Consider the following 21230-nt stretch of genomic DNA (forward strand, 5'->3'; position numbering starts at 1 on the left):
GCGACGGTGGATCTCTTCAGCAATCTCGCACTTGGCTTTGCCACCGCGGCAACCCTCGACAATCTTCTCTTCTGCCTGATCGGCGTGCTGCTCGGCACGTTGATCGGCGTACTGCCCGGCATCGGCGCCACGGCGACGATCGCCATGCTTCTGCCGATCACGTTTCAGCTCGAGCCGGTCTCTTCGCTCATCATGCTCGCCGGCATCTATTACGGCGCGCAATATGGCGGCTCGACGACGGCGATCCTCATCAATATGCCGGGCGAATCCTCTTCCGCCGTCACCGCGATCGACGGCTACCAGATGGCCCGCAAGGGCAGAGCGGGGGCGGCGTTGGCGATCGCCGCGCTCGGCTCGTTCTTCGCCGGCACGGTCTCGACCTTTCTCGTTGCGATCTTCGCACCGCCGCTGACCGACATCGCGCTGCAATTCGGTGCGGCGGAATATTTCTCGCTGATGATCGTCGGCCTCGTCTCCTCGATCGCGCTGGCGCACGGCTCGGTCGTCAAGGCGCTGGCGATGGTCGCGCTCGGGCTGCTGCTCGGCCTCGTCGGAACCGATATCTATACTGGCACGCCGCGCTTCACGCTCGGCATCCGCGAATATGCCGACGGGCTGAACTTCGTGGCGCTTGCAGTCGGCGTCTTCGGCGTGGCGGAAATCCTGCGCAATCTCGAAGGCGAGTCGACCCGCACGGTGCTGGTGGCCAAGGTTTCGGGTCTCTTGACCTCGCGCCAGGAATTCAAGGAAATGATCGCGCCGGTCATTCGCGGCACGGCGATCGGCTCGGCGCTCGGCATCCTGCCGGGTGGCGGCGCGATCCTTGCCTCCTTCGCCTCCTATACGGTGGAAAAACGCCTGTCGAAGACGCCGCAGGAATTCGGCAAGGGCGCGGTCGCCGGTGTGGCGGGTCCGGAATCGGCCAACAATGCCGGGGCGCAGACTTCGTTCATTCCGCTGCTGACGCTCGGCATTCCGGCCAATCCCGTCATGGCGCTGATGATCGGCGCAATGATCATCCAGGGCATCGTGCCGGGACCGAATGTCGCCACCGAGCAGCCGGCGCTGTTCTGGGGTATCATCGCCTCGATGTGGATCGGCAATCTGATGCTCGTGATCCTCAACCTGCCGCTGATCGGGCTCTGGGTCAAGCTATTGACCGTGCCCTATTATGTGCTCTTCCCCGTCATCATGGCCTTCTGCTCGATCGGGGTCTACAGCGTCAATACGAACGTCTACGACCTCTATGCCGTCGCCTTCTTCGGCTTCATCGGCTATGTGCTGGCAAAGCTTCGCTGCGAACCGGCGCCGCTCCTGCTCGGTTTTGTGCTCGGGCCGCTTCTGGAAGAGAACCTCAGGCGCGCCATGATCCTGTCGCGCGGCGATCCGACCACCTTCGTCACCCGGCCGATCAGCGCCACGCTGCTGGCGATCGCGGTCGCCGTTCTGATCGTCGTCTTCCTGCCGAGCGTCAAGAAGAAGCGCGAGGAGGTGTTCGTCGAGGAGGCCTGAGGGGTTGAACTTGCGATCCGTTTGATAAACAAGGAATGATCTGACGCGGGCGCCGGCTGGGCGCCCGTTCGCTCGACAGGATATCCAGGCCATGAGCATCCCCGCCCGGATCAAGGACGATCTGCCGTTCCTCACCGCCCTGCGACGTGACCTGCATGCCCATCCCGAGCTCGGCTTCGAGGAGGAGCGCACCGCCGGCATTGTCGCGAGGCTGCTGGAGGAAGCCGGTATTGCCGTGCATCGCGGCCTTGGCGGCACCGGCGTGGTCGGCACGCTGCAGGTCGGCAACGGCACCCGCCGCATCGGGCTCAGGGCTGACATGGATGCGCTCGCCATGTCCGAGGCGGCGGAGCGGCCTTATAAGTCGACGGTGCCTGGGAGGATGCATGCCTGCGGTCATGACGGCCATACGGCGATGCTTCTCGGCGCCGCGCGGCATCTTGCGGCGACACGGGGTTTTTCCGGCACGGTGCATTTCATCTTCCAGCCGGCCGAAGAGGGGCGCGGCGGCGCCAAGCGCATGGTGGACGAAGGGCTCTTCAGGCTTTTCCCTTGCGACACCGTTTATGGGCTGCACAATATGCCTGGGCTTGCAGTCGACGAGATCGCCGTGGTCGAGGGGCCGCAGCTTGCCTCTTCCGACAGCTGGCGCGTCACCTTTCGCGGAATCGGCACGCACGGCGCCAAGCCGCATCTCGGCCGTGATCCGATCACGGCAGCCGGCACCTTCCTGTCATCGCTGCAGACGATCGTCGGACGCGTGGTCGATCCGCTGCAGCCGGCCGTCGTCAGCGCCTGCTTTCTGCAGGCAGGTGATCCCAAGGCGCTGAACGTCATTCCCGACGTGGTCGAGATCGGCGGCACGGCACGCGCCTATTCGCCTGAGGTGCGTGACCAGCTGGCGACAGAGATCGGCCGGCTGGCCAGCGGAACGGCTGCCATGTACGGCGTTTCAGCCGACTACCGTTTCGAGCGGCGCATTCCGCCGGTGATCAATGACCGGGATGCGACTGCGCGGGCGCTTGCTGCTGCCGGGATGGTTTTTGGTGAAAAAGTGCGAGCAAGCTTTCCGCCGTCGACGGCGGGTGACGACTTCGCCTTCTTCGCGCAGAACGCGCCGGGCTGTTATGCCTGGCTCGGCAATGGGCCGGCGATCGATGGAGCACTTCACCATAACACGGCTTATGATTTCAACGATGAAGCGCTTGGCTATGGCGCGGCTTATTGGGTGGCGTTGGTGGAGCGGGAGTTGAGGGGTTAGCTGGCGTTTGCGGCCCCCTCATCCGCCTGCCGGCACCTTCTCCCCGAGGGGAGAAGAGACATGCCGCGGCGTCTCGATTCCTCTTCTCCCCTCGGGGAGAAGGTGCCCGTAGGGCGGATGAGGGGGTGCCTGGCACGAATCTCGCTATTTCACCAAGTCCTGCAAAATCTCCAGCACCGGGCTTTCCATCACTCTCCCCGTCACCACATCCGCAATCCCCCTGTCCGTCTGGTGCGGGCCGGCATTGCAGGCCAGCGTTGCGCCGAAGCAAGCCTTGAAGACGCGGTAGGGCGGTTTCCAGTCGACGATCTTGTCCATGGCCTTGCGGATGCCGGCGAAGGCCGAAGCGGTGTCCTTCAGCGAGGCGCCGGTCACCAGGCCGGAGAGCGGCAGTGGTAGGATCGCTTCGATCTTGCCGTCCCTGGCGACCGCCATGCCGCCGCCGGCTGATATGACGGCGTTGGCGGCGAGCGCCATGTCGCGCGCATTGCCGCCGAAGACTGTGAGGTTGTGGCTGTCATGCGAGACGGTGGTGCAGAAGGCGCCGCGCCATTCGCCCCAGCCGGTGAGGAAGCCGATGCGCGGGACGCCGGCGGCCTTGCCGTGGCGGTGGGCGACGGCGATCATGGCGCTGCCGGCCGGCGGCACGACGAAGCCGTCCCGGACCTCCGTTTCGGCCTCGCCCCATTGGGTGAAACGCGGGCGGTCGATGGTGGCGACGCGGACGCGCGCGTCTTCGGATGGAATGAGGAAGTCATTTTCGACGAGTGGCGGGAGCTTCAGCGAATTTTCAAGCGGTGCCGTATCAAGCCGCTGGGCGGCCGCCTCCATGCTGCCGTTGCGGGCGACGATGCGGCCGCCAGAGATGACCAGCCGCGCCCGGAATTCCGTGAGATCGTCGAAAAGCACGAGATCGGCGCGACGACCGGCGGCAACAAGGCCGAGATCAGAGCGCTTCAGCCGCTGTGCCGCATTGAAGGTTGCGGCGCGGATCGCCCATTCCGGCTTCATGCCGTAGCGCACCAGCCGGCGGGCGACGTCGTCGAGGCCGCCGCTCTCATAGAGTTCATCGGGAAAAACGTCGTCGGTGCAGAGCGTGACGGTGGGCGGCAGGTGGCCGAGACCGTTCAGCACCTCGACGAATTCTTGCAGCAGATGGTCGTGCGAGCCGCGCAGTTCGATCGTCAGACCGGCGGCAAGCTTGGCGGCGAGATCGGCACCGGAGGTGAGTTCGTGGTCGGAGGTGACACCAGCCGCCATGAAGGCGTTGAGATCGGCGCCCTCGAGGCCGCGGGCATGGCCGCAGATGAGCTTGCCGGAGGCAAGGCCGGCATCGACGATGGCGCTCATGCGGGGATCGCCGTCGATGACGCCGCGCATGTTCATGACTTCGGCAACGCCGCCGACGGCCGAAGAGCGCAGCATCTCGGCGATGACAGCGGCATCGAAATCGGCGCCGGCAATTTCCAGGCCTGGTGCAGACGGCACGCAGGAGGGGGCAAGCAGGATCATACGCAGCGGCAGCGCGCGTGCGGCCTCGATCGCCCAGCGCACACCGTCAAGGCCATGGACGTTACCGAATTCATGCGGATCCCAGACGACCGTGGTGACGCCGCGCGGCAGCACGGCACTCGCATATTCGGCGGGAGCCACCATCGAACTTTCGACATGCATGTGCGTGTCGATCAGGCCCGGTGTCACGATGCTGCCTGTCGCATCGACAATCTCGACGGCATCCGTGCGGCTTGCCGGGGCATGGACGCTGGCGATCAGCGCGCCGACGAGACCGATATCGGCGTCCCGGATCAGGCCGGTCACCGCATCGAGCAACCGGCCGCCGGTGATCAGCATATCGAAGGGGGCATCGCCGCGCGCAGCCGCAACGGCGCGGGCGCGCAAAGCGGGATCGTTGAGATCGGCGGGTTCCTGGCGAGGATTGGTGTTCATTTGCGGGCCTCGTTGACCAGGGCGGCGAGAATGAGGGCGCGTGCCCCATCGGCATCGATGTCGGCGGCGAACTGCGCATTGAAGGCCGCATGCGTGGCACGGGTCTCGACGACGGTGCGGCCGCGAGTAAGGGCGCCCTGGAGTTCGACGTCGATGCGTGCAGGGCGGAAGCTGACGACGTCTGGAGCGATCAAGGCGACGGCGGCGGATGGATCGTAGATCGCCATTCCAGGGCGGCCGCGGCTGGTGCCGATGCCGATATAACCGGAAAACATATCGGCGATCAGCTCGGCATTGGCGCCGCCGGCATGGCGCACCGGCTCGGCATCCTCCGGCCTTGCCAATACCTTGCGGCAGAGGTCGAGATCGACCATGCGCAGCGGCAGGCCATGGGCAATGACGATCGCAAGCGCCTCGGGATCGGCAAGCGCGTTGAATTCGGCAGACGCCGTGTGATTACCTGATGTGACGCCGCCGCCCATCCAGACGAGGTCGTCGATGCGGGTGGCGAGATCGGGGCGGGCGAGCGCCACGGCAGCGATATTGGTCAGCGGCCCGAGCGCCAGGATGCGGTGCCGGCCCTGGCCTTCTAACCAGCGGCAGAGCGCGGCGAAGGCATCGCTTTCGGCAAGGGCAGGCGCCTCCGGCAGGCTTTTGCCTGATGTCGGGATGCCGGTTTTTCCGAGAATCGCCTGAGCGGTTTCGAGTGTGCCGAGAACCGGCATGGCGCGGCCGATATGAATGGGGAATGTCCAGCCGAAGGCACTGGCGGCGCCGGCGGCATTTATTCTGACTTGCGGCAGCGGCGTATTGCCGAAGACCAGCGAGACGCCGTCGATCTCATATTCCGATTGCCCCACCACCAAAATCGCGGCGATGTCGTCGAAGCCCATGTCCGTGTCGATCCAGACGCCCATGATTTCACCCGAACCGTTTGAGGTTGGCCGCGCCGGCGACCGGCAGGTCGAAGGCGAGTGCACTGCCGATCTCGTGCGGCGGCAGGCCCGCATCGATTTCGGCCTTGATGGACCCGAGCGGCGTATCGAGGAGATATTCGCGGGTGTTGCCGGCGAAAGACGTGCCGCGCACGGTGCCGTGAAATTGACCGGAGCCGAGGATCACCGCGCGCGGACGCCAGGCGAGGCCCGCCGCAGAATCCGGCGCCGCGCCGGAAAGTGCGACCGGGCCGTTCGGCGTCGCAAGCTTTCCATCCTTCAGCGCGAAGACATTTTCGAAGCCGACGAAATCGGCGACGAAGGCGGAGGCCGGGTTGTTGTAGATCTCCTCCGGCGTGCCGATCTGCTCGATGCCGCCGTTCAGCATGACGACGATGCGGTCGGCGAGCGCCAGGGCCTCCACCTGGTCGTGGGTGACGAAAATCATCGTGACGCCGGTCTCCTTCTGCACGCGCTGCAATTCGGCGCGCATTTCCAGGCGAAGCCGGGCGTCGAGATTGGAAAGCGGCTCGTCGAGCAACAGTACTTTCGGCTCCATGACCATCGAGCGGGCGAGCGCCACGCGCTGCTGCTGGCCGCCGGAGAGTTCGGCGGGCTTGCGGCCGGCGAAGGCGGTCAAGCCGACGGATTTCAGGCCGGCGCCGACGCGGGCATCGAGATCGGCGCCCGAAATGCCCTTGAGCCGCAGGCCGAAAGCGACGTTCTCGTAAACCGTCAGATGCGGAAACAGCGCGTAGGATTGGAAGACGAGGCCGACGGCGCGCTTGTTGGCGGAGACGCGGGTAATATCGGCGCCGTCGAGACCGATGCGGCCGGAAGCCGGCGTCAGCAGGCCGGCAATGGCGCGCATCGTCGTCGTCTTGCCACAGCCGGAGGGGCCGAGAAGGGCGACCAGTTCGCCCTTGCCGATCGCAAGATCGAGATCCTTCACCGCGACCGTATCGCCATAAGCGAGCGTCAGCTTGTCGAGTTTGAGATAGGCATCAGACATAACGCGAAAATCCCAGGAAGCGCTCGGCGAGGAAGACGATGCCGATCGAGAGGAAGGCGAGAAGGGCGGAGAGTGCCGCGATGGACGGGTCGTAAGTGGTTTCCATGTAACCCAGCATGTCGATCGGCAGTGTGCGCACACCGGGGCCGGAGAGGAAGAGCGAGACCGGCACCTGATTGAAGCTGGTGACGAAGCCGAGGATGAAGGCGGCCAGAATGCCGCCGCGGATATTCGGCATCACCACGCGGAAGAAGGCGCCGAGCCTGGAGGAGCCAAGCAGGACGGCCGCTTCCTCGATATCCGAACGCAGATTGTCGAGGCTCGCGGAGACGACACGCACGGCATAGGGCAGCACCAGCGCCGCGTGAGCGAAGAAAAGGGCGAGCGTGATGTTGAAGCCAAAGGGAACGACGAGATAACGCAGCAATGCCAGGCCGACGATAATGCCGGGAACGATGATCGGCAGCGAGACGACGGTGCGGACCGTTTCTGCCGCCGGCAGCCGGTAACGCGACAAGGCGTAGGCGGCCGGGATGCCTAGGACGAGGGCCGCGAGCGTTCCGAAGACGGCGAGGAACATCGACATGGCGAAGCTGTCGCGGAAGCTTTCAACGGTGAAGACCTTCGTCACCCAGCGCAGCGACAGGCCCTGCGGCGGGAAGGCCAGCGTATCGCCTGCCGAGAGCGAGGCGGCGATGATGATCAGGAACGGGCCGATCAGGAAGACCAGCAGCAGGAAAAGCACGATGGGCGAAAACAGGCGGAGGGTCATCGGCGGCTCCTCGCCGTCGCGAGGCGTTTCAGCAGGATATTGGCGGCAAAGCTCATGACGATCAGGATGAAGGCGATGACGCTTGCCGAGACGAAATCATTGGCGACGGAAACCTGCTGGTACATCAGGGTTTCGAGCATCAGCACCTTGGAACCGCCAAGCACGGCGGGGGTGATATAAGCCGTCAATGAGCCGGTGAAGACAAGCGTGCCGCCGATGACGAGCCCTTCGCGGGTCAGCGGCAGGACGACCTTCCAGAAGACCTGGAACCAGTTGGCGCCAAGCACACGGGCGGCGGGGATCGCATCCCTCGGCATGTTTTCAAGCGCGCTGATCAGCGACAGGATCATCAGCGGCAGGAAGAGCTGCAGCAGACCGATGAAGACGGCGGTTTCGGTGAACAGCAGGCGCAGCGGTTCGGCACTGAAACCCAGGCCTGTGATCGCCTGGTTGACGATGCCGGTGCGGCCGAGAATGACGATCCAGGCATAGGTGCGCGCCACCGGCGAGATCATCAGCGGCAGGGTGACGAGGCCGATCATCCGCCCTTTGCCATTCGCCGGCAGGTTGACGATGGCGAAGGCCGCGGCATAACCGATGACAGCCGAGACGGCGGTGACTTCGAGGCCGAGCCGGAAGGAGCGCAGGAATACGGTGCGGTTCAGCGTCCCGGAAAAGAAATCGGTATAGGCCGACAGCGTCCAGCCGCCACCGGCGCGGAAGCCCTCCGACAGCAGGATTGCGACGGGCAGCAGAAAGACCAGGGTTGCAAAGACGGCTGCCGGCAGGGCAAGCGCCAGGGCTTCTGCGCGGTTCTGGAACATAAGGCGCCTTTCGATCGATGGGATCGCGATCCCGGCAGGGGCGCCGGGACCTGTCTTCACTCAGGGAGTTTACTGGCCGACCTTTTCGTTCCAGCTCTTCAGCCAGCCGGCGCGGTTGTCGAGGGCGATAGCGGACGGAATGAGCTTGAGGCTCTTGGCGGTTTGTTCGCCATAGGTGAGGTTGTTGGCCGCCGCTTCGGAAAGCTTGACCTCGCTGTTGGCGGGGCTGTCGATCAGCTTCTCGGCGAGTTTGGTCTGGGTTTCGGTCGAGAGCCAGAAATCCATGAACTGCAGGGCGAGATCCCGGTTCTTCGAACCCTTGGTCAGCACCAGCACGTTCATGCCGCCGGTCTGACCCTCTTTCGGGGTTGCCCAGGCAACGGGCACGTCGAGCTTGGTAAAACCAGCCCAGGAGAAGCGGCCGATAGGAGCCGCCCAAATTTCCTCCTGCTGCATCAGCTGCACCAGCTGGGAGGATTTTTCGTAGAAGGTGACAATGTCGTCCTTCTTCTCGCCCAGTGCCTCGATCGGCCCCTTGAGATCCGGCGTGTCCTTGCCGAGCGCCAGGCCCAGCATATAGAGCGCCGGCGGGCCCTGGTTGGTGGTGACATTGGGGAAGGCGACATGGCCGACATATTCCGGCTTCAGCAGATCGGCCCAGGAGTCGATCTTCATCTTGTCGGAACGGTAGGCGATCGACGTGGCGTAGAAGGTATAGCCGACACTCATGCCGTCGCCGTTCGGATCCTTGGCGATGTCGTACAGCTTGGCGAAATTGGAGAGTTTTGCAGTGTCGACCTTGTCGATCAGGCCAGCGCGCGCGGCGGCCAGCGCATCGGCCATCGAAACGGCGGCGAGATCGACGACAGGACTGGCCTTGTTGGCTTCCATCTTGGCCAGGCGCTCGACGCTGTTGCCGGTCTCGACCACCAGCTTGCAGCCGCATTGGGCTTCGAAGGGTTCGTAGACCAGCGCCTTGAAATCGTCCTGGGCGAAGGCATAGACGGAAATGGTCAGCGTCCGTTCGGCGGCAGCCGCACTCAACGGCGATAGCGCCGCAAGCGCCACTGAAGCAATGAGAGCTTTTTTCATCTTACCTGTTCTCCATCTCTGAGGTTTTTAGTGCCGGGTTCACAAGGCCCGGATGATTGGCGGACGATCAATTGCATGGCGACACGTTCGATCTCCGCGGTAACGAGCATTCCCTCCCGGGCGCGGCTTTTGCTTATCGTATCGGCGAGAGCGGACACGGCAATCCCGGCAATCCTGTCCATGTCCATCCTGACCGTCGTCAGGGACGGCGTGACAACAGGCGACCAGATAAGGTCATCGAAGCCGGTGACGCTGACATCGGCGGGAACGTTGATGCCGGCCTGCTGCAGCTCCGTCAGTGCGCGCAGCGCCTGCAGATCGGAGAGGGCCGCGAAAGCTGTGAAACCCTGTCTCACCCTTTCGGCGAGGCCGAGCGGACAGCCGCTGCCGCCATCCCGCTCCAGCTTGTCGATCCACAGGGTTTCAGCCTGCATGCCGGGGCGCAGACCGGCGTGCATGCCGCCGGCGCGGTCGTTCTGGACGCTGGATTCCTGGTTGTTGCCGATGATGAGGATGCGCTGGTGGCCGAGATCGGCGAGATGGAGGGCGATTTCACGCCCGCCCTGCCAATGATCGGCGGAAACGGTGTTGCCCGGCGCCGAAGGGGTGTCGATGACGGCGACCGGACAGGCGGCAGACGAAATGCGGGTGGCGCGGCGGGGGATGATGACCATGCCATCGACACCGCGTTCGACCAGGCGGTTGATCGCCTCGGCCTGGGTGGCGGCATCGCCGCGGGAATCCGCGATCAGCACGCCATAACCTGCGGCGGAGGCTGCGAATTCGATCGCCTGCGCGATCTTCGGGAACAGTGGATTGGCGATGTCGGGCAGCACCAGGCCGATAACACCGCTGCGGCCGGTTCGCAGCGCGCGGCCGGCCTGGCTCGGGACATAACCGAGCTCGGCGGCATGCTCGCGAATTCTTTCGACCAATTGGCCGGAGACCCGGCCTTTGCCGGAAAGCGCATTGGAGACCGTGGCAATAGAGACACCGAGCGAAGTCGCTATCCTGCTGAGGTTCGGTCCCGGGCGCGATGAAGTCATGATTCAGGCTGCCTGATTAATCGTTTAATCAGTCCTATATCAGCGGCCGCCGCTTGTCGAATCCAAATTCCTCTGCTGCGCAATTATCCAATGCAGAACCGGCATGAAAAAAGCCCCGCGAGACGATCGCGGGGCTCCGTATTTCAAGAAAGGCGGCGAGCCGATCAGCTCTTGGCCTTCGCCGGCTCAGGCTTCACCGGCGCGGTGGTCTTGCCGCCGGGCGCGTAGCCGCCACCGACGGCGATGTTCAGCGAGACATAGTCCTTGGCCATCTGCTGGACCGCCTGGGCAAGGCTTGCCTGGGCGAGCGAAACCTGGCGCTGCGCGTCGAGAACGTCGAGCAGCGAGGAGGCGCCGTCCTTATAGGATGCTGTGGAAAGTTCGAGCGTTTCCTGCGTCGTCTTTACCTGGGCCTGAAGGGCAGCGACCGTGCGGGCGTCGCGGCGGACGGCGGCGAGCGCATTCTCGACCTGCTCGACGGCGGTCAGCACCGTCGATTTCCAGTTGAGGTAAGCGGTCGCGGCTTCAGACTGTGCCGACTTGACGTTGGCGCGCAGGCGGCCGCCGTCGAGGATCGGCAGGTTCAGCGTCGGTCCAAAGGACCAAGGCGTCAGAGCGCCATGGACACCCCTTTGGTTGATATAGGAGGGCGAGATCGAGCCGCTGAGCGAGATGCTCGGATAAAGCTGCGCCTCGGCAACGCCGATATTGGCCGTTGCGGCAGCGAGATCACGCTCCGCGACGCGAATGTCGGGACGGTTGCGGATCAGGTCTGCCGGGATGCCGGAGTTGATGCCGCCGCGGTATACCGGCTGACCACCGCCCCTCAGCAATTCGTTCACAAGCGCCGAGGCCGGCAGGCCAAGCAGCGTGGCGATGTGATGGGCCGATACGCGGATGTTGGTCTCGAGGCCGGGAATTTCGGCGAGCGTCGACTGTACGAGACCCTCGGCCTGGACGACGTCGAGCCGCGAGGCGGCGCCGGCTTCAAGCTGGAATTTCGTCAGCTCGTAGGTTTCCTGACGAGATTTCAGGTTGGCCTTCGAAAGCGCCAGGCGCTGCTGATAAAAGCGAACATCGATGTAGCTCGAGACGAGATCCTGCACGAGGGTCAGCTTGGCGACATCGGCGGATGCGTAGGCCGAATCGAGCGAAGCGACCGCGCTCTCGGTGCTGCGCTTATAGAGGCCGAAGAGATCGAGCAGCCAGCTCAGCTGAACTTCGCCGGCACTCGTGTTGCGCGTGTCGAACTGCGTGCGCAGTTCGCCCTTCTGGCCGCTGATCGTGTGCGAGGCGCCGACGTTGAGGTTCGGCAGGCCGCCTGCGCCGGCGACGGTAACGTTGGCGGAAGCTGCATTGATGCGCTCGATCGCCTGCTGGACGGTCAGGTTCTGCTCGAGGCCGGCCTGGACATAGCCATTCAGCTTGGGGTCCTTGAAAGCGGTCCACCAGGCTGCGGTGGCAACATCGCCGACACTCTTCGTTCCGCCTTCTCCGAATTTGGCGGGCAGCGGCATTTCAGGAGGAGCATGATCCGGGCCTACGACGCAGCCCGACAATAATAATAACAATGCCGGTGTGGCAAAACGAAGAGATACCATTCATTTCTTCCTGTACTCGAGCAAGTCAATTCTTGTCCGAAGCTTCATGCTTCACTATCGGCGCGCCGCGCCTTTTGTCCCACTTGAAAACACACCGAAGCAGTCGGGCGCAATGTAGCAATCGGAACAGCATTATCACAGTGCATTTATATCACACAGCTGCCGCATTTTTGCCGCGTGTGGCAAAGATGCGTCGGATGACGACGAAAAAGGACGGCACGAAGAAAATTCCGAGCATCGTCGCCGCCAGCATGCCGCCGAGGACGCCGATGCCGATGGCATTCTGGGCCGCCGAGCCCGCGCCTGTGGCGATCGCCAGTGGCACGACACCGAGAATGAAGGCGAGCGAGGTCATGATGATCGGCCGCAGGCGCAATCTCGCTGCTTCCAGCGTCGCCTCGTAGAGGCCCATACCACTCTCCATCCGATCCTTGGCGAATTCGACGATCAGAATCGCATTCTTCGCCGCAAGCCCGATCGTGGTGAGCAAGCCGACCTTGAAATAGACGTCGTTCGCCTGGCCGAAAAGCGTTGCCGCCGTCAGCGCGCCGAGAATGCCGACGGGCACGGCCATGATCACCGAGAAGGGGATCGACCAGCTTTCGTAAAGCGCTGCCAGGCAGAGGAAGACGACGAGAACGGAAATCGCATAGAGCATCGGCGCTTGCGAGCCGGAAAGGCGTTCCTGATAGGAGATGCCCTGCCAGGCGACGGTGTAGCCGCCGCCGAGCTGTTCGGTCAGCGCTTCCATTTCGTTCATCGCATCGCCGGAGGACACGCCGGGAGCCGAGGCGCCGTCGAGCGGGATGGCGCTGACGGCGTTGAAACGGGCAAGCGAAGGTGCGCCCTTCACCCATTCGGTTTTGGTAAAGGCGGAGAAGGGCACCATTTCGCCTGAATTGTTGCGGGCATACCAGTGATTGAGGTCGTCCGGCTGCATGCGGAAGGGCGCGTCGCCCTGAACATAGACCGGCTTGATCTCGCCGTTCAGCGTGAAGTCGTTGACGTCGCGGCCGGTGAAGATGATCGACAGCATCGAATTGACCGAGGCGATGTCGACGCCCATGGCGCCGATCTTTTCCTGATCGAGCACAATGCGCATCTGCGGCTCGACCTCCTTGTTGCTGCTGCGCAGCGCCACGACCTTGCCTGACGAGTTGCCCGCCTGGATCAGCCGTTTGGAGGCCGCTGTCAGAGCGTCATTGCCATGGCCGCCGGTATCGACGAGATACATGGAAAAGCCGCTCGACACGCCGAGGCCCTGGATTGCCGGCGGCAGAAGCGCGAAGACCTGCGCCTCACGCATCGCAAAGAAGCTGCGCAAGGCCCGGCTGACGACCGATTGGGCGCTCAGATTGGGATCGGTGCGCTGCGAGAAATCCTTGAGCTTGGTGAAGACGATGGCGCTGTTCTGTCCGGAGCCGCTGAAGCCGAAGCCAAGCGCGCCGAAGACGGACTCGACGGCATCCTTCTCGTTTTCGCGATAGTAGTTTTCGACCTTCTCGACGACCGCCTGGGTCTGCTGCGTGGTCGAGCCCGGCGGCGTGGTGACGATGGTCAGCAGCACGCCCTGGTCTTCCTGCGGCAGGAAGGAGCTCGGCAGGCGAGTGAAGAGATAGGCGCAGCCGGCGCCGATGAGAAGGAAGACCAGCATGACGCGGATCGGCCGCTTCAGAAGATAGCCGATGGTTCTGACATAGCCGTTGGTCGAGCGCGTGAAGTTGCGGTTGAACCAGTCGCCGACGCGATGCTTCCTGTGCTCGCTGACAGGCTTCAGCATCGTGGCGCAGAGTGCCGGCGTCAGCACGATGGCGACGAGCGCCGACAGCAGCATGGCCGAGACGATGGTGATCGAAAACTGGCGATAGATGATACCGGTCGAGCCGCCGAAGAAGGCCATCGGAATGAAGACGGCGGTCAGCACGAGCGCGATGCCGACGATGGCACCGGTGATCTCGCCCATCGATTTTTCCGTCGCCTCGAGCGGCGAAAGCTTCTCTTCGGACATGATGCGCTCGACATTTTCGACGACGACGATCGCGTCGTCGACGAGAAGGCCGATCGCCAGAACCATGGCGAACATCGTCAGCGTATTGATGGAATAACCGGTCGCCGCCAGCACTCCGAAAGTGCCGAGCAGTACCACGGGAACGGCAATGGTCGGGATCAGCGTCGCGCGCAGATTCTGCAGGAAGACGAGCAGCACCACGAAGACGAGGACGATCGCCTCGATCAGCGTATGCACGACCTTTTCGATCGACAGTTCCACGAAGGGCGTCGTGTCGTAGGGATAGGTGATCTTCACACCTTCCGGCAGGGTGCGGCCGATGACGTCGAGCGCGGAGCGCACGCGGGCGGCGGTATCGATGGCGTTGGCGCCGATCGCGAGATTGACCGCAAAACCGCTCGACGGCAGGCCGTTGTAGCGCGAACTGCCGCCGTAGCTTTCCTGACCGATCTCGATGCGTGAGACGTCGCTCAGGCGCACCGTCGCGCCGTCCTTTTCGACCTTCAGAATGATGTGTTCGAAATCGGCGACGGTGGTCAGCTGGCTTTGCGCGGTGATGGTGACGTTGAGCTGCTGGCCGGGAATCGTCGGCTGGGCGCCGAGCGAGCCGACCGAGACCTGGGTGTTCTGCGCCTGGATCGCCGCTGTGACGTCGCTCGGCGTCAACTGGTATTTCAACAGCTTGAAGGGATCGAGCCAGACGCGCATGGCGTATCCCGAACCAAAGACGTTGATGCTGCCGACGCCTTCCAGGCGCTGGATCTGATCCTCGATGGAGGTCGACATGATGTTGCCGAGATCGACCGAATTGCGCTTGCCATCGGTCGAAACGAGTGAGCCGACGAGAAGGATGCTCGAGGTCGAGCGCGTCACGCTGATGCCGGCATCGATGACATCGCCCGGAAGCTGCGATTGAACGAGCTGCAGCTTGTTCTGCACCTGTACCTGGGCGATATCGGGATCGATGCTGGTTCCGAAGGTGAGCTGGACGCTGGCCGAGCCGGTCGACGATGTCGAGGTCATGTAGGTGAGGTCGTCGAGGCCCGTCATGCCGTCCTCGATGATCGTCGTCACCGATTTCTCGACGGTCTCGGCGCTGGCGCCGCGATAGGTGGCGTTGATGCGGACCGTCGTCGGGGCGATATCAGGATATTGCGAGATCGACAGGGTGTAGATCGCCAGCAGACCGGCGAGCATGATGGTGATCGCAATGACCCAGGCGAAAATCGGACGTCGGATGAAAAACTTGGCCATCGGTTGTTCCTGTGCGGCTGAGACGGTGACGATGCGGGCTCGAAGCGATTATTTCGCTGCGGGCTTCTCAGCATCACCGGCCGCGGGCTGCTCGGCAGGCACGACCACGCCGTTGTCATTGATCTTCATCGGGACCGGCTTCACCGGCATGCCTGCCGTGACCGACTGCAGGCCGGTGACGATCAGCTGATCGCCGTCCTTGATGCCTTCGGTCACCAGCCAGGAATTGTTGGACGGCGAGCTGTTCTCGAAGGCCCGGGTTTCGACCTTGCCGTCGGCGGCAACGAATTGCGCCGTCAGCCGGCCGTTGGCGTCACGGCTTGTCGCCAGCTGCGGCAGCGCATAACCGGTCTCGGCGCCGAGCTCGACGGTTGCGCGGACATACATGCCGGGCAGGACGACACGATCGGGATTGGGGAAGAGCACGCGGATGATGAAAGTGCCGGTCGTCTCGCTGACGACCTGCTTCGACATGTCGAGCTTGCCCTGCTGGTTGTATTCCTTGCCGTTTTCGAGAATCAGGTGGAAGGCGACGTTCTCCGCGCCCTTGATATCGCCGGCTGCCATGGCATCGCGCAGCCTTAACAGGTTGGTGCTCGATTCCGTCAGCGAGATATAGATCGGGTCGAGCTGGCGGATCGTCGTCAGCGCCGTCGTCTGGTTGGCCGAGACGACGTTTCCGACATTGTAGGCCGTCTGGTCGATGATGCCGTCGAAGGGCGCGACGATCTTGGTGTGATCGAGGTCGATCTGCGCGGCGGAAAGTGCTGCCTTTGCCGACTCGACTTCGGCCTTCGCCTGGAGAAGCGTCGTCCTCGCCGTCTCGTATTCGATCTGCGTGGCGCCGCTGCCGACGAGGCGCTGGTAGCGTTCGAGATTGCTTTCAGCGCTCGGCACGCTCGCTTCGGCCTTGGCGATTGCCGCCTTGGCCTGCTCGACGGCGGCGATATAGGGCGCATCCTCGATCTGATAGAGAAGGTCGCCCTTCTTGATCTCGCCGCCTTCCCTGAAGGCGATTTCGCGGATGATGCCGCTCACCTGCGGCCGGATATCGGCCGTCTGGAAGGCTTCGGCGCGGCCGGGAAGGATCGTGGTAACAGGAAAACTAGCCTTATTCAGCGCGACCACGCCGACGGGCGATGCCTGCTGCGCAGCGCCTGCGCCGGCATTGCCGGCAGGCTTGCCGGCGTTGTCGCTGCAGGCGCCAAGCAATGCGCCGGCCACCAGGGCCGAGGAGATAAGCAGGGCACGCCGTATCATTCTGAATTTCCTCATGCGGTGGCAATTGCCTTCGATCCATGCACTCAGCCGAGCCAGCTCAGGCATATACAAGCGACAGGATCGGTCTGGCTTCAGGTGCCATTATCCCCGAGTCTAAGAAAAGCTTTACGAAGTGACGTAAGTCAGCAATCGTCACTTAGCAAGCGCTATTTTGCAGTGCGGCATCGACGAAGCTGACGATTTCCCCCGCACGCTGCACCAGTGTCTCCTTGTCGTCGCGGACGATGAGCACGGGATGCAGCACGCAGGCAAGCATATCGGCGACAACATGCGCCGCCCGTTCGGGGTTGCCGCAATGGTAACGGCCTTCTGCAACACCTTTGCGGATGATCTCGCCGAGATTTTCCTCGATGCGGGCGCGATAGCGAATGCCGGCTTCGAGTTTGGCCTCGATGGTCGAAAGCACCATTTCAAAGATGTAGGGGCTTTTCTGTATATCCTGCAGATGGCCATCCAGCAGGCGCAGGACGAAGCGGTCGAGTTGCTCTTTCGCGGGCATATCCTGGTCGAGGGGAGCGAAGCGCTCGGCAGCATTGTCGAGATGTCGTCCGGCAATGGCATCCACCAGCGCGACCTTGGAGTGAAAATGCTTGAAGACGTTGGCGGGCGACATGTTGAGCGCGCCGGCGATATCGGCGATCGACACCGCGACGTAGCCGCGCTCGCGAAACAACATCTCCGCCATGCAGAGAATGTCCTGTCGCGTTTCCTCGGCCTTGCGTCTCGGCCTCCTCGCCATCTGTCCCCCGCCGGGCCGTGCCCGGGTTCCTTTTTGCTGATGCTAGCGCGATTGCGCGAAAGCTGCCAAGCCGATGCTCGGTCCGGCGGCCTTGTGTGCCGTCTTTTTCAAGGGAAATAGCGGGAGAGGTTGTTTCGGACACGGGCTAGCGGCGTCTCCCCGCTGTCGTCGGGAACAAAGCGTTCGCCGGTGATCGACTCGTAGGCCTTGATGTAGACGGCCGAGGTCTGCTCGATCAGCTCGAGGGGAATTTCGGGGATTTCGTCCTTATAGGGATCGCAACGTTCCGCCACCCAGGCGCGGACGAAATCCTTGTCGAAACTTTCCGGCCGTTTTCCGGCCGCGAAGCTCGCCGGATAGCTTTCTGCGAGCCAGTACCGGCTGCTGTCAGGTGTGTGGATCTCATCGGCGAGGATGATCTTGCCGTCGCCGTCGGTGCCGAATTCATATTTGGTGTCGACGAGGATCAGGCCGCGTTCGGCGGCCATTGCCTGGCCGCGGGCAAAGAGTGCAAGCGCATATCCGGAGAGCGTCTCCCACTGCTCCTTGGTCAGAAGGCCGCGCTCGACGATTTCGGCAGGCGTCAGCGGCTCGTCATGACCGCCGTCGAATTCCTTGCTGGTCGGGGTGATGACGGGTTCGGGCAGAATCTGGTTATCGCGCATGCCGTCCGGCAGGCGCATGCCGTACATTTCGCGCTCACCCTTCTTGTAGAGCGTCAGGATCGAGGTGCCGGTGGTGCCGGCAAGGTATCCGCGCACGACGATCTCGACCGGCAGGATGTCGAGCCGCTTGCCGATGACGACATTCGGATCGGGATAGTCGATGACGTGGTTCGGGCAGATGTCCTTCGTCGCTTCGAACCAATAACGCGCCGTCTCAGTCAGCACCTGGCCCTTATAGGGGATGCAGGTGAGGATTCGATCGAAAGCGCTCAGCCGGTCGGTGCTGATGATGATGCGGCGTCCGTCCGGTAGATCGTAATTCTCGCGCACCTTGCCGCGATAGTAATTCGGCAATTCCGGGAAATGGGCTTCGGAGAGGATTCGCACGGCGCTCGACTGTCCTTGTGTTTAGCTGAAGGCTTCCTGCTCTACTGCATAATTCCTCAAATCGGAATCGATTTAAGGACAAAATATCGCATCACAGCCAGAACAGAGCCAGGAGTAGCAGAGCAAGGCCGTAACTTGCGACGGCGAGCGGCCAGCCGGCGCGCAGGAAATCGCTGAAACGGTAGCCGCCGATTCCCATTGCAAGCGTATTGTTGTGATGGCCGAAGGGCGTCAGGAAATCGAGAGAGGCGCCGACGGCTACCGCGATCAGATAGGCGTCGGGCGCATGTCGCCCGGTCCTTGCAAATTCGAGCGCGATCGGCGTCAGCACGATTGCGACCGTCGCATTGTTGACGAAGGGCGTCAGCGCCATGGCGAGGAAGAGGATGAGGGCGATGCCGGAGAGCGGATGGCTGATCGGCACGACGAGGCTCAGCCAGCCGGCGATCGCTTCGGCTGTCCCGGTGCTTGCCACCGCCTGGCCGATTGGGATCATCGCCGCGAGCATGATGATGATCGGCCAGTTGAGGTCGGCCATCGCCTGGCGGATGTTGAGATGGTTGAGCAGGGCGAGCACGAGCACCACGCCGGCAAAAGCGACCTCGGGATGCAAGCCGGCCGCCGACGCAGCGACGCCGCAGGCAAACAGCGCGAAGGGCCGCCAGGAGAGCAGGGCCGGTTCGGCTGAAGCCGTCGGGGCGAGCGGCAGGCACTCGCTTTCCTCCAACGCTTCGGCAATGGCCATGCGCGGCCCTTCCAGCGTCAAAATATCGCCGATCGACAGCTGCAAATCGAGGAAGCGGCCTTCGATGCGCGGGGTACGCATGGAAAGAGCAGTGACTGCGATGCCGCGATGGTGAAAGACTTCGAGCGAGCGGACGCGTGAACCGACCAGCGTGCTTTCCGGCATCACGACGGTTTCGACTCGGGTAAAATCCGGCGGCAGACCATTCGGATGGATATCGGCGATTAGCGCCTGTGCGGCGGCAAGGCCGGCGAAGACGCCATCGGCGCCTTCGGCCAGCAATACGTCGCCGGCGTTGATGACCAACTGGTCGAGCGGACCAAAAACGAAATTGTCGCTACGGATCAGCGCATGCGGCTTGATGGCGAAGCGGGTTGGACACTCGGAAAGCCGGGTGCCGATCAGCGGAGAAGCGTCCGGGACGCGACGTTCGACGACTATGCGGCGCGTACCCGGGGAGATCGTTGCCGGCACTGCGTCGGGTTCCGGAAACAGGCGCCGGACGCGAAAGGCGATGAGCAAAATGCCGGCGATTGCGACCGGCAGGCCGACATAGGCGAAATCGAAGAAGCGAAAGCCTGCTCCGGTTGCCTTGGCGAGCGCGTCGCTGACGAGCAGGTTGGCCGGCGTGCCGATCAGCGAGACCAGACCGCCGAGCAGGGCGGCAAACGAGACCGGCATGACGAGCTGACGGCGAGGGATCGACAGCACCACGCCGAGCCGCAGCGCCACCGGCAGCGTGATCGCAAAGGCGCCGATATTGTTCATGAAGATGGAAATGAAGCCGGCGAGCGAGGACGTGCCCGATATGACCTTGAAGGGCGATGGTCTTGCGGCCGCCCATCGTGCGGCGAGATTGTCGAAGAGCTTGGCGCGCGCCAGCACCTGAACGATCAGCAGGATTTCGATGACGGTGATGACGACGGGGCTGGCGAAGCCCGCGAAAATCTGGTCGGCCGGATAAAGGCCGAGCGCATAACCGGCGAGCAGGCCGGCAATCGCAATCACCTCGATGCGGATGCGCTCGAAGGAGAAGAGAACGAGCATCGCCAGCAGAAGGATCAGCAGGGATGCTTGCTCGAACGACATGGGCAGATCCGGTGTTTCATCGGTTGAAATATGTCGCTATCCGGAAACCGCTGCACGCTTCCGGGTGACACGCGTCGAGCGGACTGTAATCGTTCCTCACCGGCTGTACAGAGGCGCCGGCCGGCAAAGATCGAACAATCCTCACGTCTACGGTCGTGCGGGTGCCTGCCACCGGCCGGCGGCGTTGCGCTTCAGAATGGGCGTTGCGAAAACGCTGACGATGCGCGTGATCCATTGCGGCCCGGCGGCTGCGAGGCTTTCGCGCCAGCGCTCGGATTGCAGCATGGCCGCACCGATGACGACGGGTTCGATGCCGCAGGCCGTCAGCAGATTAAGACCCGAGACGATCGATGCGCCGCTGGAAATGACGTCATCAATCAGGCCGACGCGCCGCCCGCTCAGCAGCGGCAGCATGCGCGGATCGATATAGAGACGCTTTTCCTGTGTCGGCGTCGTGATCGAGGACAGGGCAACGGAGAGTTCGTCGCGGTACCAGAATTTGCGCGAGGTGCCGAGCGGGACGTAGCGGGCGTGGCCGAGCTTTTGCGCGACTGCCGCGGCAAGCGTCAGGCCGAGCGTCGGTAGGCCGGCGACGACATCGATGCGCATGGGCCTGATCTTTTCGGCGAGGTCTTCGGCCAGCGCATCGAGCACGGCGAAGCTTGCCTGGTTGACGATCAGCGAGGCGAGGGCATGTTCGCCATCAGCCAGCACGCGGATCGGCAGGCAAAGCTGGCGCCCGTCTTCCAGTGCGGCGACATAAAGGGAGGTGAACTCCTGATCGTCGGGAAAGGTGCCGGGCGGATGGATTACCTGCCAGAAGTCGTGCGGCGCCATCTCCGTCATATCGGTCAACGTCTTGCCCTTTCCATGCCGGCGCTCCGGCGCAGCGCCTGCAATTCCGCCTCGGTCAGCGCACGCACGGCACCTTTCGGCAGTTCGCCGAGTTCGAGCCCGCCGATTGCGACCCGCACGAGGCGCAGACATTCGGCCCCGAGCGCCTCCAGCATGCGGCGGATCTGGCGGTTGCGGCCTTCATCCAGCTCGACCTCGATCCATG

The 21230-nt window shown here is 63.2% G+C and carries 16 protein-coding genes and 1 pseudogene (1 of these 17 running past the window's edge); 2 read left to right on the top strand and 15 right to left on the bottom strand.

Features of this window, described 5'->3' with window-relative positions:
* Window positions 1–6: 6 nt before the first annotated feature.
* Window positions 7–1512, top strand: a complete 1506-nt coding sequence (locus CO671_RS01630; protein WP_097604054.1) for a tripartite tricarboxylate transporter permease — start codon at window positions 7–9, stop codon at window positions 1510–1512.
* A 91-nt stretch (window positions 1513–1603) separates the two neighbouring features.
* Window positions 1604–2773, top strand: coding sequence for a M20 aminoacylase family protein (locus CO671_RS01635; protein ID WP_097604055.1), 1170 nt, complete (start codon window positions 1604–1606; stop codon window positions 2771–2773).
* 144 nt (window positions 2774–2917) lie between these two features.
* On the opposite strand, the gene CO671_RS01640 is transcribed toward CO671_RS01635, so the two are convergent.
* The 15 genes and pseudogenes from CO671_RS01640 to CO671_RS01710 all read right to left on the bottom strand — a co-directional run.
* Window positions 2918–4720, bottom strand: a complete 1803-nt coding sequence (locus CO671_RS01640; RefSeq protein ID WP_097604056.1) for an adenine deaminase C-terminal domain-containing protein — start codon at window positions 4718–4720, stop codon at window positions 2918–2920.
* Window positions 4717–5637, bottom strand: coding sequence for a nucleoside hydrolase (locus CO671_RS01645; protein ID WP_097604057.1), 921 nt, complete (start codon window positions 5635–5637; stop codon window positions 4717–4719). Before CO671_RS01645 ends, CO671_RS01640 begins: the two co-directional genes overlap by 4 nt.
* Window positions 5638–5641: 4 nt before the next feature.
* Window positions 5642–6667, bottom strand: coding sequence for an ABC transporter ATP-binding protein (locus CO671_RS01650; RefSeq protein ID WP_097604058.1), 1026 nt, complete (start codon window positions 6665–6667; stop codon window positions 5642–5644).
* Window positions 6660–7439, bottom strand: coding sequence for an ABC transporter permease (locus tag CO671_RS01655; RefSeq protein WP_064683387.1), 780 nt, complete (start codon window positions 7437–7439; stop codon window positions 6660–6662). Before CO671_RS01655 ends, CO671_RS01650 begins: the two co-directional genes overlap by 8 nt.
* Complete coding sequence (locus tag CO671_RS01660) at window positions 7436–8263, bottom strand: ABC transporter permease (protein ID WP_097604059.1); 828 nt, start codon at window positions 8261–8263, stop codon at window positions 7436–7438. Before CO671_RS01660 ends, CO671_RS01655 begins: the two co-directional genes overlap by 4 nt.
* A 69-nt stretch (window positions 8264–8332) precedes the next feature.
* Window positions 8333–9355 (bottom strand): ABC transporter substrate-binding protein, encoded by a 1023-nt coding sequence (locus tag CO671_RS01665; RefSeq protein WP_097604060.1) that lies wholly within the window; start codon window positions 9353–9355, stop codon window positions 8333–8335.
* A gap of 1 nt (window position 9356) precedes the next feature.
* Window positions 9357–10401 (bottom strand): annotated as a pseudogene (locus CO671_RS01670) (LacI family DNA-binding transcriptional regulator).
* Between the two features lie 164 nt (window positions 10402–10565).
* Entirely contained in the window at window positions 10566–12002 is a 1437-nt protein-coding gene (locus CO671_RS01675; protein WP_097604061.1) for an efflux transporter outer membrane subunit, read from the bottom strand.
* Between the two features lie 151 nt (window positions 12003–12153).
* Window positions 12154–15264: an efflux RND transporter permease subunit gene (locus CO671_RS01680; protein WP_097604062.1), complete on the bottom strand. Its 3111-nt coding sequence runs from the start codon at window positions 15262–15264 to the stop codon at window positions 12154–12156.
* A gap of 48 nt (window positions 15265–15312) precedes the next feature.
* Window positions 15313–16524, bottom strand: a complete 1212-nt coding sequence (locus CO671_RS01685; RefSeq protein WP_097604063.1) for an efflux RND transporter periplasmic adaptor subunit — start codon at window positions 16522–16524, stop codon at window positions 15313–15315.
* 157 nt (window positions 16525–16681) lie between these two features.
* Window positions 16682–17284 carry a TetR family transcriptional regulator gene (locus tag CO671_RS01690; protein WP_097604064.1) on the bottom strand — a complete coding sequence of 201 codons (603 nt, stop codon included), beginning with the start codon at window positions 17282–17284 and terminating at the stop codon, window positions 16682–16684.
* A 107-nt stretch (window positions 17285–17391) separates the two neighbouring features.
* Window positions 17392–18336 carry a phosphoribosylaminoimidazolesuccinocarboxamide synthase gene (locus CO671_RS01695; RefSeq protein WP_097604065.1) on the bottom strand — a complete coding sequence of 315 codons (945 nt, stop codon included), beginning with the start codon at window positions 18334–18336 and terminating at the stop codon, window positions 17392–17394.
* A gap of 91 nt (window positions 18337–18427) precedes the next feature.
* A complete protein-coding gene (locus CO671_RS01700; protein ID WP_097604066.1) occupies window positions 18428–20170 on the bottom strand; it encodes an SLC13 family permease in 1743 nt (580 codons plus the stop codon).
* A gap of 147 nt (window positions 20171–20317) precedes the next feature.
* Entirely contained in the window at window positions 20318–21007 is a 690-nt protein-coding gene (locus CO671_RS01705) for a phosphoribosyltransferase (RefSeq protein WP_097604087.1), read from the bottom strand.
* 14 nt (window positions 21008–21021) lie between these two features.
* A protein-coding gene (locus tag CO671_RS01710; protein ID WP_097604067.1) for a pseudouridine synthase crosses the window boundary here: on the bottom strand, window positions 21022–21230 show its 3' portion. It continues 592 nt past the right edge of the window; 209 of the gene's 801 nt are visible here — the last part of the coding sequence; the start codon falls outside the window, past its right edge — the gene reads right to left on this strand; it ends in the stop codon at window positions 21022–21024.

The organism is Rhizobium sp. M10 (assembly GCF_002531955.1).
Lineage (GTDB): Bacteria > Pseudomonadota > Alphaproteobacteria > Rhizobiales > Rhizobiaceae > Rhizobium > Rhizobium etli_C.